Source organism: Helicobacter bilis, assembly GCF_900198365.1.
In the GTDB taxonomy this organism is placed as follows: domain Bacteria; phylum Campylobacterota; class Campylobacteria; order Campylobacterales; family Helicobacteraceae; genus Helicobacter_A; species Helicobacter_A bilis_B.
In genome coordinates, this window is sequence record NZ_FZMS01000045.1 from 1 (window position 1) to 12,974 (window position 12,974).

The window sequence follows — 12,974 nt, forward strand, 5'->3', positions numbered from 1 at the left end:
GTGCTAGATCTTTAATCAAGATTCTAAAATCGTTGTTTTATGATGACTTATATATTATAGTCTTGTGTTATAAGACCCTTACATGTGCATAAATCTATATAATAACTCATATAAATTTCAAGCTATTTTATAAAGCGTTACTTTTAAATTCAACATAAAATAGTGTAAAATTACAAAAACTTTTAACAAAGGAATAAATTTGAATCTTAGCATTATTTTTGGCGGTATAAGTTATGAGCATGAGATAAGCATTGTAAGTGCTATTACTATGGCACAAAAACTTGGTAAAAACATTAAAATCACACATTTTATTTTTCTTGATTCTAATCATGATTTCTACCTTATAGAATCTAGCAATATGAAGTCAAAATATTTCAGCAGCCTATCCTATAAACAAGCTAAAAAGATTGAGATCGGTGCGGGTGGATTCTATCAAACCGGCTTTTTAGGCAAGAAAAAAATGCTAAATACAGGCTTACTGCTTAATCTCATACACGGCGGTGATGGCGAAGATGGTGTATTATCTGGCTTATTTGACTTTTATAAAATCGCCTACATTGGACCACGACTTGAAGCTAGCACATTAAGCTATAACAAGAGATTAACAAAGCTTTATGCAAAAGAATGCGGTGTTGAAACACTTCCCTACTATGTGCTAAAGCGAAATGAAGTCTGTGAGATTCCATTTGAACTGCCCTATATCATTAAACCTACATGTCTTGGTAGCTCTATTGGCGTATATGTAGTTGAAGATCAAACAAAGCTTTCTTATGGGCTTGATTGTGCGTTTGAGTTTAGCAATGAAGTCATTATTGAGCCGTTTAAAAAGGGGATAAAAGAGTATAATTTGGCTGGAGCAAAGGTAAATGGAGAATTTATCTTATCGCTTATTGAAGAACCCGTGAAAAAAGATTTATTAGGATTTGAGGATAAATATTTAGATTTTTCTAGGACTGAAGAGATTAAAAATGCAGAAATTACAGAATCTTTAACAAAAAACTTGCATGAAGCATTCAAAAAAATCTATAATACAACATTTGAGGGTGCGCTTATACGATGTGATTTTTTCGTATCGAGTGATAAAATCTATCTAAACGAGATTAATCCAATCCCTGGTAGTATGGCAAACTATCTTTTCTCTGATTTTGAATCCGTGCTAGAAAAGATCGCCACTTCCCTGCCAAGAAAACATGCCATTAATATAAACTATCAATATATTAATCAAATCCAAAGCGCAAAAGGGAAGTAATCTAATTTAGATTCTAAATGCGCCAAAACTTTAGAATCTGTTGCATCATGCACAAAATTTAGTTTCAGCTTTAGTTAATATATAAAAATCTTCCTTAATGTTGCTCTTGATGTTCTTCCCCCAAAATAACGCATATAATACCCACAAAGCCAACTGCTATGCCTATATATTCTTTTATTGTGAGATTTGGTGGGGAAAAGAGAAAAGATATAAATAAGATTCCAATCATACCTACAATCTCCCATACAGAATACGCCACGCCTAAGGCGATTTTACGCAAAGCAAGAGACATGCAGTAATATGAAGCCGCAATCATGCTTAGCATAACAGCCTTTGCTATCATTGGCGGGGCTACTTCCACAGAAGCAATATCTACAACACCATCACTGCTAAAAGGCTCAAGCCATAAAGGGATAGCATTTAGCATAGCCACACCACCAACTTCAAGCAAAATCGCAATAATCAAAAAAGTCCATGCGAGTGTGCGAGTTTGCCCTGCATTTGTCTCTTTAGAATCTTTTATTGCATTCTGCATATTATCCCCCTTACAGCACACTTTTTGTGTCAATGTGGGGCAGTGAAAAGCTTTTTGCCACAGATTCTAAGGCGATTTTACCATCATAAGCATTTAAGCCACCGATTGCACCGGGCATTTTTAGCATTTCTCTCCAGCCTTTATTTGCGATACATTGCACATAAGGCAAAGACTCATAAGAGTAAGTGATACTTGAAGTGCGTGCAATCACGCCGGGTATATTTGGCACACCATAGTGGATTAAACCTTCTTCAATATAGGTTGGATTATCATGTGTTGTTTGCCTTGAAGTCTCGATACATCCGCCAAGATCCACAGACACATCTAGCACAACACCACCTTTATTCATAAGTCTTAAATGCTCTCTTGTGATAACCTTTGGCGTTGCAGTTGCAGTTACTAAAACCGCACCGATGAGTATGTCTGCTCCGCTTAATGCCTGTGTTATAGAATCTTCATTTGCGTATAGCACCTTGATTCTATTCTCTAGTGCAAGTGGGTGGTTTGCTATCTTTTGCGTATCAATGTCAAGCACACTTACATCAGCACCCATGCCTACTAGTATCCGTGCTGCGTTCATGCCTACCGCACCGCCACCGACAACCACCGCTTTCGCAGGGGCTACACCAGCACAACCGCCAATAAGCACACCCCGACCGCCATAGTTTGTAGCAAGCAATGTCGCAGCATGCTGTGCGGCAAACTTGCCTGTTACTTCACTCATCGCCGCTAATACAGGATAATTACCCTTTGGTCCGGCTATCGTCTCACCACATATTGAAGTAACTCTAGATTCTACCAACGCACTCGCAAGCTCTTTGGAGTAAGCAAGATCAAGGAAGCTATATAGAATCATATCATTTCGCAGATATTTAAACTCAGATTCAATAGGCTCTTTACATTTTACAATCAGTTCAGAATCTTCCCATATTTTCTTAGCACTTGAGACAATCTTTGCCCCCGCTCTCTCATAATCCTTATTTGTATAGCCTATGCTGCTACCTAAGCCATCTTCTACATAAATGACATGATTTGTGCTTGATTGTTGTAATAATGCCACATCACTTGGCACAAGCCCCACTCTATGCTCGTGATTCATAATCTCTTTTGGAATGCCAATAAACATTATTTCTCCCTTATATTTTCTTATATTCATAAAAGGCTAATTGTTATAAAAGTGTCATTATATCGCAATAATGCGTAAAATGTGTTAGTGTGGTTATCTTTGTGTTGTGTAACATTGTGAGATTTGTCCTTGCGGTATCGTGTGCTAATTGTGTTTTTATCAGCAGTAATATATCCCTCACTTTTTAAAAGTACAAAAAGCTTTTAGGGTGCATTTGTGTAGAATCTGAAACTACATTGCCCGAACCTAAATCAACATGGAATTCTAGACTTAAAATAAAATAGATTTTACCCCACACGGATTGTTTTAATTCTAAGCCATGCTATGCTATAAAATATCGGTGCAAGTATGAGACATATAATCCCAAGTGGCAACACAAAGCGACCGACTAATCCCGCACATAGCACAATATAAAATGCACTCATAAAGAGCTTTTCCCCTGTAATCTTGCCTAAAAGCCTTAAGTATAGAATCATGCCTATAAATATACTAATTGTCGAAAGCCCTATAAAGCCAAAGAAGAGTTCCCCACTCATCTCAATACCAAAGATTCCAGAAAATAACGCTAATAATGTAATAAAATACATACTACCAGATGACATAAAAAAATAAAACATAAGTGTCTTACTTTGTGCCTGCATGGCGATTTGTTTTGTGAGTAAAAACTGCATATACGCTGCGATAAAAAGTGGTATTACAAGTATAGACAATATAAAGTTACAAACTAGCATGATTTTTACTCTGCGTTTAAAAAGTGTGATATTTTCAAGCGGGATAATATAACCCTTTGGTGTAGATTCTACATGTATTTGGCTTGTATTTGTTGATATAGATTCTGTGGTTGTGTGTTGATTGTTTTGTGGTGTTATCTCTATATCAATATTACAAGCTATGTCATTATGTATATCAAAAATAACTTGCCTGTTGATTAATGAATAGCCTTGTATATCATAAAGATTATTAATGTGTGTAAGGGATAATTCGTATATTTCGCCATTATCTGCTTTAATAAAGCCATTTGATAAAATCACACCCTTTAACTTTTTGCTTTGCATTATCACTCCTTATTTGTTGTAATTATAGTAAAAAAGCGTGATTTCATAAAAATATTTGCTTTTATGCTAGAATACCACACAAACAGAATCCAATTCAGTAAGGAAAACAATGCTTTCACGCGATATTGTAACCTATTCAAAAGTGCGTTATGAAGTGCGCGCATACATGGTTTATCTTTTTACACAAAACATTAAAAACTTTATGCCAAATCCAAGCTTTGACAATGTATTAGAAGGGCTCACACGCATTAAAGATGAAATAAAAGTCTTTGATTCTATGTATATTTTAGATAAAAACGGCACACAGCTAAGTGATGTTTTACAACCAAATGGTGCATTGCCAAATGAAAATAAAAACTTTTCTAATCGTGCCTATTTCTATGAAGCCATAGAAGAGAGACGATGTATCATCACAAACCCCTATCCATCAAGGATTGATGGCGATCTTGTCGTAACGGCTGCTTATCCCGTGTATAATGAATCCCATGAGTTGCTTTTTGTTGTCTGCATTGACATTCATTTGCGTGATGCGATAAAGATTAGCTCACCTAGCCTATTTTTTGGAATCTTCTCTAACTTTAGCATTGCTATGTATTTTTTATGCTCTGTTTCACTTGCCTTTGTTTCAATCATTTTGATTGTAAAGGGTATAGTGAAGCTATGGTCAGAAGACTTATTACAATTTAGCGATTTTAAAGTAGAAGATATTTTTGAATCCACCATACTCCTAACCCTAGCCCTTGCTATATTTGACTTAGTAAAAGCTATTTTTGAAGAGGAAGTATTAGGAAAAAACACAAGGCAGAAAACCTACACAGTCCATAGGACAATGATACGATTTCTAGGCTCTATCATCGTAGCCTTAGCGATTGAAGCCTTAATGCTTGTGTTTAAATTTAGCATTGATTCACCAGAAAAGCTCATATATGCAGTATGGCTTATCTTAGGTGTAGCGATACTTCTTATCGCATTAGCCATATATGTAAAGCTCTCATTTGCTGCTCAACAAAACAAAGATTGATAGATTTAATACAAGGATAGATATGTTCCCATTTAGTGATACCGAGCTTTTAGCCCCCGTGCGACAAAGTATAAATAGTGTGCGTCCTATACTGCTAAAAGATGGCGGTGATATTGAGATTGTAGAGATAAAAGATGCTTGTGTCTTTGTGCGTTTTTATGGTGCATGTAGTGGTTGTCCTAGTAAAAATGCGACTTTACATAATGCGATCTTAGCTACTCTGCAAAGAGATATCCACCCAGATATTAAAGTGAGTGAAGTTTGAGATGAAGTCATGTATTCTTTCACTTTGTGTGAGTTGTGGGCCTACAGGGTAAAAAGACAAACAGCAAAACGGAATTCAGATTCCTTTTCTGTTTAAACAATACAAATGCAAGCAAATTGCTTTTAAAAATAAAATCAAGCAAAACCCAATGTAAAAAAAAACAATTAACTATTACCCTTAAAGATTCTAGGCAGAACAAAAATATTAATTAAACAGATTTTCAAAGAAAGGAACAAGCTGTAATACCGAATCTTTGCGATCCATATATACAGCTCGTAGCAGAAAAATGGAGAAAATATAAAAGAATCTTATCTTTTTGAGAATTGTGGGCTTCTTCTAGCTTTACGCTTACCATATTTTTTACGCTCTACAACTCTTGCATCGCGTGTAAGCAATCCAGCACTTTTAAGCTCTTTGCGGAACGCATCTCTATCAAAGTTATTTAACGCCTTTGCGATACCGCTACGCAAAGCTTCAGCTTGTGCGGAGTAGCCACCACCAAGTGTAATCGCACGAATATCTACTGATTTATCCTGCTTTGTAAGCACAAGCGGCTGCATAACTTTCATTTTGATAGAATCATGTCCGCCAAGCCACTCATCTAATCCTATATCATTGATTGTAAGTTTGCCTGTCCCACTGCTTAACCATACTTTTGCAATCGCAGTTTTTCTTTTTCCTGTTGCATAAACCTTACTCATTACATTCCTTTATTATGCTTTTTTAGAATCAGCCACTTGAGCTGTGTGTGGATGTGTAGCACTTGAATACACTTTTAGCTTTTTAATCATAGCACGACCAAGTCTTGTTTTTGGTAGCATACCTCTTACTGCAAGTCTATACAACTTTTCTGGTTGCTTCTCAAGCATTTCTGCTAAAGTCTTTGACTTTGTGCTACCAAAATAGCCTGAATGTGTGAAGTATTTCTTATCATCAAGCTTATTTGTGCCATTAAACTGCACTTCTTTTGCATTGATAATAACAACAAAATCACCGCAATCTAAATGCGGTGTATAACTTGCCTTATGTTTGCCTCTTAGTAGTGTCGCTGCTTCAGCGATTAATCTACCAAATACCTTGCCTTTTGCATCAAGGACAATCCAATCTCTTTGGATTTCCCCCTGCTTTGGTGTTTTAGTGAGTTCCATAATTTGCCTTTAAAACATGTAAAATATTTTTAAAAACAGAATTCTAATCAGTATTTACTTAAATATAGCTTAATTTAAGTTAAATTTAATATTTAAAGTCCCAAGTGTATCTACTTAAAGATTTGTTTGCTTTGAATATATAAGCCAATTATGACAATAGTATGCAGTTTTGTAACATGTATATATTTGCAGTATCGATAATATACAATGTGCTAGAAAAATGCTTGAAAAAAAGATACAATGCAATCAATCTAGGGGTGTTATTGTGCGGCTTTATAGAATCTTTGTTGCACAAATGGGGCATTGCTAGACTATATAAGCTTTATTTACAGAAAGGATTAATATGGGTAAGAATACAGTAACACTCACAAACAATGAGACAAATGAAAGCTTTGACTTTGATTTGATCAATTGCACAAGGGGACCAAAGGCGATTAATTTTAGCAAACTCTACGAGACTGCAGGGATTTTCTCTTATGATCCCGGATATGGCAGCACAGCAGGGTGTGAATCTACTATTAGCTATGTTGATGGTAAAGAGGGGGCACTGCTTTATAAGGGCATTCCTATCCAAGATTTAGTAGCAAAATATAGCTTTACAGATGTATGCCGTTTGCTTATCACTGAAGATGGTTTGCCAAAAAATAAGGAAGAATCACAAGCTTTTGATCTTGAGCTAAGGCATAGGGGATTTTTACATGAGCGACTAAAATCTGTCTTTGCTGCTTTCCCAGATAAAGCACACCCTATGGCCACGCTATCAGCACTCGTAAGCGTTTTGGCAACGCTGTATTATGACCATAAAGAAATGGACGATGAAGATGATTATCAAATGATGGCAAGAAGAATCATCGCAAAAACGGCTACAATGGTAGCATTTTGCTATCGCCATAGCGTTGGTGCGCCTTTCATTGAGCCAGATGTATCAAAAAGCTATGTAGAAAACTTTTTATACATGTTGCGGGGTTATCCGCATGGCAGATTCAAAAATACGCTAAAGGGTGAAGAAGGCATTGATGCAGTAGAGATTGAAGCCCTTGATAAGATTCTAACACTACATGCAGAACATGGACAAAACGCTTCCACCACAACGGTGCGAAATGTCGCTTCAACAGGCGTGCATCCTTATGCAGCAATCTCTTCAGGCATTGCAGCACTTTGGGGACCAGCACACGGCGGTGCAAATGAGGCAGTTTTACAACAGCTGCGTGAAATCGGCGATGTTAAAAATGTAGATAAATATGTCGCTAGAGTGAAAGATAAAAACGACCCATTTAGACTTATGGGCTTTGGACATCGTGTGTATAAGAACTATGACCCAAGGGCAAAAACTCTAAAAGCCTTGAAAGATGATTTAAATAAACGCGGTATCAAAATGGATATGCGTTTGAGTGAAATCGCAGAAAAAGTGGAAGAAGTAGCGTTAAGTGATTCATACTTTATTGAGAGAAAACTCTATCCAAATGTGGATTTTTATAGCGGTATTATTCTCACTGCCTTAAAGATTCCAACAGAGCTTTTCACACCTATATTTGTTTTAGGTAGAATGCCCGGCTGGTGTGCTAACTTGATAGAGCATGTAAAAAATCCATCGGTAAGAATCACACGCCCACGACAAGTTTATTTGGGGAAATAGTTTAGAATCCGACTGCCTATTGTCCAAAATAGTTGGAATTTGACATAAAATTGCACCGCATTGTTATGCGTAGTTTTATGCCTGTAAGATATCCTATGGTATTAAACAACAGCAAATTATTCCTAAACATACACACAAAATAATAAACAAATCTCAAACATTGTTATAAAAATATAGAAATATTTTGCTACAATAATGAGAAAGCAATTTTTTAGGATAAGTAGGGGTATTATCATGTTAGAAGATAAAATTTTTGAGTTGGCACAGCGTGTAAAAACACAAAAGGACAACATTAAAACAGAGGAAGCCACAAAGCATAGCTTTGTATTACCTTTTCTTAGTGCACTTGGGTATGATGTGTTTGATAATCATGTGGTTGTGCCGGAATTTGTTGCAGATATTGGAACAAAAAAGGGGGAAAAAGTTGATTATGCTATATTGAAAGATGGCAAACCACTTGTGCTTATTGAAGTAAAAAATCATAGTGAAAATTTAAATAATCATAATAATCAGCTAGCGCGTTATTTTAATGTTGTGTCTGATGCAAAATTTGCGATTTTGACAAATGGCACAGAATATCGCTTTTTTTCTGATTTGGATAATGATAACATTATGGATCAATACCCTTTTATGATTTTTCATCTAGAAAATATTAAACAACGAGACTTGAAAGAACTTGAAAAATTTACCAAAGAACAACTTGATATAGATTCAATCGTGCAATTTGCAAGTATTGCAAAAAGCCACAAACAAATTCAGGAAATTTTCAGGAATCAAGTAGAAAATCCAGATGATGATTTTGTGAAGTTTTTTGCAACGAAAATAACATCAAGACGCATGACAGAAAGCATTATTAATGAATATAGAAACTATACTAAAAAAGCTTTGTATGAAATTATTAATGATTTGGCAAACGAGAAAATCCTAGCCGTTAAGAATTCTCTTTCAAAAGACGAAAAACAAGATGAAGCAGAAGTAAATACTAATGAAGAGGAACTTATTGTTACCACAGAAGAAGAATTGCAGGGATTCTACATTGTCAAGTCATTTTTTGCGGAATGTAAGAATTTTGATATTGAGAGAATTACATATAAAGATACCTTTAGTTATTTTGGAATCTTAGCGGATAACAATTTAAGAAAATGGTTTTGTCGGCTATGGTTTAATGGTAGCAAAAAATACATTACTATCCCTACAACTGAAAAAGATAAGCGTATAGATTTAGAAAATATTAGTGATATTTATCGATACAAACAGGAGATTTTGGCAGCTTTACACTAAAAACAAACGAGCAGTTGTCGTAAAAGAATATGATTCTATATGGAAACTGGCATAAAATTATATGATACTTCTATCATCTTGTTTAAAATACAATATTTCATTTTTTGCTTTAATTTTGTATTGCAAAATTCGCAAAAAGGCATGTCGTGGTTATATTAGGTAGCACTGGTAGCATAGGTATAAACGCACAAAAAGTTGCAAAGCAATTTAACATAGAGATTGAAGCCCTTGCGTGCGGTAGTAATATCGCATTGTTTAATGAGCAGATTAGAGAGTGTAAGCCAAAGTTTGTAGCTATCGCTGATGAAAAAAAGCTTAATATGTTACAACCACAAAATAGCATGGTTTTTGTTGGTGAAGAGGGCATTTGTAAAATGCTTGAAATATGTAAATCACAAAAGATTCTAAATGCGGTGGTAGGCTATGCTGGTCTTAGCTTTAGTCTCAAGACTATTGCATTACAAAAAGAACTTATCCTTGCCAATAAGGAATCCTTAGTGGTTGCAGGACATTTGATAAAGCAAAATATCATGCAAAACTTAGAATCTACTAAAGATTCTAAGCATACAGAATCTAACATAAGAAACTACATGCTAGAGCATATTTTTCCCATTGATAGCGAACATTTTAGTTTGTGGTCTTTACTAGCAATTTTAGATTCTAAAAATAAATCAAATATTACGCATTATAAAGCTTTTAAGAATCTCTATATTACCGCTTCTGGTGGGGCTTTAAGAGATTTTCCACTAGAAAAGATTCCATACGCTACACTAAGCGATGTGTTGAAACATCCAACATGGAGTATGGGGCAAAAAATCACAATAGATTCAGCAACACTTGTAAATAAGCTTTATGAGATTTTAGAGGCTTATTGGCTTTTTGATACAAAAAACATTCATGCTTTTATTGAGAGAAGTTCCCTTGTGCATGCTTTTATAGAATCTAGTGATAATTCATTAAATGCTAGTGTAAGTTATGCAGATATGTGTTTGCCCCTTGCTTATGGCATGGATAGATTTAAGGCACAAAATAGTTTTTGCATAACGCCACTTAGCATAAATGACTTTGTAGAAATAAATTTTCAAAAAATACAGACAGATCGCTATCCATTATGGGCGTATAAAACGCTTTTACTAGAAAAGCCACATTTAGGCATAGCCCTAAATGCTAGTAATGAATTAGTCCAGCAATATTTCCTGCAAGAAAAACTTCCCTTTTACGCACTAGCAGAAGTAAGTATGCAGGTATTAGAGAAAATGAAAGATACAAAGATCCCAAACACTTTAGAATCTATCCTTGCTTTTAGACAAGAGGCAAGGGCTTTAGCGGAATTTTTTATAAAAAACTTGAAACAAAGATAAAAGTCCTTAAAGATATGCTAAACTCTCAATATTATTTTATTTTGAGAGGTGTTTCATGGAACAGATAAAGACTTTAAAGCAACTTCAGGCAGATTCATTAGTTTTCTTTACAAAAACTCACAATTACCACTGGAATGTAAAAGGCAAAGATTTTCCACAAGTCCATGCGGCAACAGAAGAGATTTATAATCAATTCGCAGAAATCTTTGATGCTTTAGCAGAGAGAATCATACAGCTTGGCGACACTCCGTATGTAACGCTAAAAGAAGTGCTTGATAAAGCAAAGATCAAAGAAGAAAGCAAAACTAGCTTTAAGTCAAAAGATGTATTAGAATCCATTTTAGAAGATTACAAATATTTCTTAAAAAACTTTAAAAAACTTTCAGAAGTGGCAGCAAAAGAGAATGATACGACTACACAAGGACTTGCAGATTCACAAGTAGCACATTTAGAAAAAGCAATTTGGATGCTTAACACACAACTTGCATAGGTAGGCTTGTGTGCCTTACTCCATTAACAAGCAAGATTCCATAATGCAGCAAGGTATCATAGAGGATACCTTAGAAGCGACCGATCTTGATATGCGTATATCAAATGATGAGAAGGAAGAGCTTGTAACCTTTGATGAAAAAAGGGAGGGTATAGGGAGATTTAATCTTCTTATAGCATTTTTCATTCTATCTGTCATTATGGCTATTTTTATCCCAAAGATTTTTATTTCTAATAATATTTATTACACAAGTCGAGAAATTGCAAGGCTAAATGCTGAAAAAGAGCTATTATATGAAGAAAGAATGCGATTAAAAAGAGAAATAGAGATTATAAACAACAAGCATTTAATGCTAGAGTTAGGGACCAAATAATCAAGTAGTGTGGGAGAGATTCATATAATGCAGGATATATTTGTATTTGGTGGCGGTGCTTGGGGACTTGCCCTAGCTCATGCGTTTAGTCAAAAAAATCGTGTTTTTGTATTATCAAGGCGAAAGCTAAATCTCACACAATATGGCAGTGATATTATACAAGATTCTAATACCCCTTATCAACTTAGCTATGATGACTTTATAACACACTATAAAAATTCTAGGAATCCACTTTGTGTGATCGCCATTGCAAGTGCTTTTTTACGAGAGTTTATGCAAAAGGCAAATTTTTTGGAATCTGTGCGTAATGATATGCAAATCCTTGTAGCAAGTAAGGGGATAGAGCAAGGTAGTGGGGCTTTTGTCAATGAGATTTTAGAGCAGTATTTTAAGGCAGATTCTATGTGCTATCTTGCTGGACCTAGCTTTGCTAAAGAAGTGATGAAAGGGCTTCCTTGTGCGTTAGTGATACACTCAAGCAATGAATCTTTAAGCAAAAGATACGCACAATGCTTCCCTGATTTCATTAAAACCTATGTGCAAAATGATGTTATAGGTGCTGAAATCGCAGGGGCATATAAAAATGTTATTGCCATTGCTGGTGGGATTTGCGATGGACTAGGGCTTGGGAATAATGCTAAGGCATCACTGCTTTCTCGTGGGCTTGTTGAGATGGCGCGTTTTGGCGCGTTTTTTGGTGCAAAACAAGAAACTTTTTTGGGATTATCTGGTAGCGGGGATTTATTTCTTACCTCAAATTCTACAATGTCAAGAAACTATCGCGTAGGTTTTGGACTTGCTAGCAATAAATCACTAGAAGAGATTCTAAATGAATTAGGCGAAGTAGCAGAGGGCGTATATAGTGCAAAATCAATCGTGCAAATCAGCAAAAAGCACAATCTCTACACACCCATAGCCTTTGAAGTCCAAGCCATTTTAGAAGGTGGTGCCGTGCAAGTTGGATTAAAAAATTTACTTGCGAATAAGCTGAAATAATATGGTCGTATATTAGGGATATAAACCTTTCAGAATAAACAACACAAAAAAGGAAACCACCATGCAACATAACACTACCACAACACAATCTCCACAAAACAAAAAAGTAGGCGTTGTAATACCGATCTATAATGTAGCACCATACTTGAGAGAATGTCTAGATTCCGTAATAAATCAAACATATAAAAATCTAAGCATTGTTTTAGTCAATGATGGCAGCACAGATAATAATGAAAGTCTAAATATAGCAAAAGAATATGTAGCAAAAGATTCTAGATTTATACTTATAGATAAAGAGAATGGTGGGCTATCTAGCGCTAGAAATGTAGGTATTGCATGGTTTAGTGAAAAGTATGAAGCAAAACTAGATTCTAGTATAAATTTAGAATCTAGCACAACATATACAATAGATTCCATGCTTCAATATAAAGATAAAGT

The 12,974-nt window shown here is 35.3% G+C and carries 15 protein-coding genes; 10 read left to right on the plus strand and 5 right to left on the minus strand.

The window, feature by feature from the left end; all coding sequences use genetic code 11:
* The first annotated feature begins 199 nt into the window (after positions 1-199).
* Entirely contained in the window at positions 200-1,249 is a 1,050-nt protein-coding gene (locus C6H08_RS06760) for a D-alanine--D-alanine ligase (RefSeq protein WP_034565746.1), read from the plus strand.
* A gap of 94 nt (positions 1,250-1,343) precedes the next feature.
* Here C6H08_RS06760 and C6H08_RS06765 read toward each other — a convergent pair whose 3' ends face one another.
* The 3 genes from C6H08_RS06765 to C6H08_RS06775 form a co-directional block, all read right to left on the minus strand.
* Positions 1,344-1,784, minus strand: a complete 441-nt coding sequence (locus tag C6H08_RS06765) for a DMT family transporter (RefSeq protein WP_052093029.1) — start codon at positions 1,782-1,784, stop codon at positions 1,344-1,346.
* A gap of 10 nt (positions 1,785-1,794) precedes the next feature.
* On the minus strand, positions 1,795-2,910 hold the full coding sequence (locus C6H08_RS06770) for an alanine dehydrogenase (RefSeq protein ID WP_034580102.1): 1,116 nt from the start codon (positions 2,908-2,910) through the stop codon (positions 1,795-1,797).
* Positions 2,911-3,197: 287 nt separating this feature from the next.
* The gene (locus C6H08_RS06775; protein ID WP_034565750.1) at positions 3,198-3,965 is read right to left on the minus strand and encodes an MFS transporter; all 768 of its coding nucleotides are present in this window, start codon (positions 3,963-3,965) and stop codon (positions 3,198-3,200) included.
* A 109-nt stretch (positions 3,966-4,074) separates the two neighbouring features.
* On the opposite strand from C6H08_RS06775, the gene C6H08_RS06780 reads away from it, so the two are divergent.
* Both C6H08_RS06780 and C6H08_RS06785 read left to right on the plus strand, forming a co-directional pair.
* Positions 4,075-4,986 carry a PDC sensor domain-containing protein gene (locus tag C6H08_RS06780; protein WP_034565752.1) on the plus strand — a complete coding sequence of 304 codons (912 nt, stop codon included), beginning with the start codon at positions 4,075-4,077 and terminating at the stop codon, positions 4,984-4,986.
* A 22-nt stretch (positions 4,987-5,008) separates the two neighbouring features.
* Positions 5,009-5,251 carry a NifU family protein gene (locus C6H08_RS06785; RefSeq protein WP_034565754.1) on the plus strand — a complete coding sequence of 81 codons (243 nt, stop codon included), beginning with the start codon at positions 5,009-5,011 and terminating at the stop codon, positions 5,249-5,251.
* Between the two features lie 308 nt (positions 5,252-5,559).
* Here C6H08_RS06785 and rpsI read toward each other — a convergent pair whose 3' ends face one another.
* Positions 5,560-5,952 (minus strand): 30S ribosomal protein S9, encoded by a 393-nt coding sequence (gene rpsI / locus C6H08_RS06790; protein WP_034565756.1) that lies wholly within the window; start codon positions 5,950-5,952, stop codon positions 5,560-5,562.
* Positions 5,953-5,964: 12 nt separating this feature from the next.
* A complete protein-coding gene (gene rplM, locus C6H08_RS06795) occupies positions 5,965-6,399 on the minus strand; it encodes a 50S ribosomal protein L13 (protein WP_004084569.1) in 435 nt (144 codons plus the stop codon).
* Positions 6,400-6,742: 343 nt separating this feature from the next.
* Here rplM and C6H08_RS06800 point away from each other — a divergent pair, with 343 nt between their 5' ends.
* The 7 genes from C6H08_RS06800 to C6H08_RS06830 form a co-directional block, all read left to right on the plus strand.
* Positions 6,743-8,035 carry a citrate synthase gene (locus C6H08_RS06800; RefSeq protein WP_004084572.1) on the plus strand — a complete coding sequence of 431 codons (1,293 nt, stop codon included), beginning with the start codon at positions 6,743-6,745 and terminating at the stop codon, positions 8,033-8,035.
* A 234-nt stretch (positions 8,036-8,269) separates the two neighbouring features.
* Positions 8,270-9,316, plus strand: coding sequence for a type I restriction endonuclease (locus C6H08_RS06805; RefSeq protein WP_034580103.1), 1,047 nt, complete (start codon positions 8,270-8,272; stop codon positions 9,314-9,316).
* A gap of 146 nt (positions 9,317-9,462) precedes the next feature.
* Complete coding sequence (dxr, locus tag C6H08_RS06810) at positions 9,463-10,677, plus strand: 1-deoxy-D-xylulose-5-phosphate reductoisomerase (RefSeq protein WP_034580104.1); 1,215 nt, start codon at positions 9,463-9,465, stop codon at positions 10,675-10,677.
* A gap of 55 nt (positions 10,678-10,732) precedes the next feature.
* Positions 10,733-11,167 (plus strand): Dps family protein, encoded by a 435-nt coding sequence (locus tag C6H08_RS06815; RefSeq protein ID WP_034565761.1) that lies wholly within the window; start codon positions 10,733-10,735, stop codon positions 11,165-11,167.
* 10 nt (positions 11,168-11,177) lie between these two features.
* Complete coding sequence (locus C6H08_RS06820) at positions 11,178-11,540, plus strand: hypothetical protein (protein ID WP_034580105.1); 363 nt, start codon at positions 11,178-11,180, stop codon at positions 11,538-11,540.
* Positions 11,541-11,567: 27 nt separating this feature from the next.
* Positions 11,568-12,536, plus strand: a complete 969-nt coding sequence (locus C6H08_RS06825; RefSeq protein WP_034566018.1) for an NAD(P)H-dependent glycerol-3-phosphate dehydrogenase — start codon at positions 11,568-11,570, stop codon at positions 12,534-12,536.
* Between the two features lie 61 nt (positions 12,537-12,597).
* A partial coding sequence (locus C6H08_RS06830; RefSeq protein ID WP_158656828.1) for a glycosyltransferase family 2 protein occupies positions 12,598-12,974 on the plus strand: 377 nt, incomplete at its 3' end.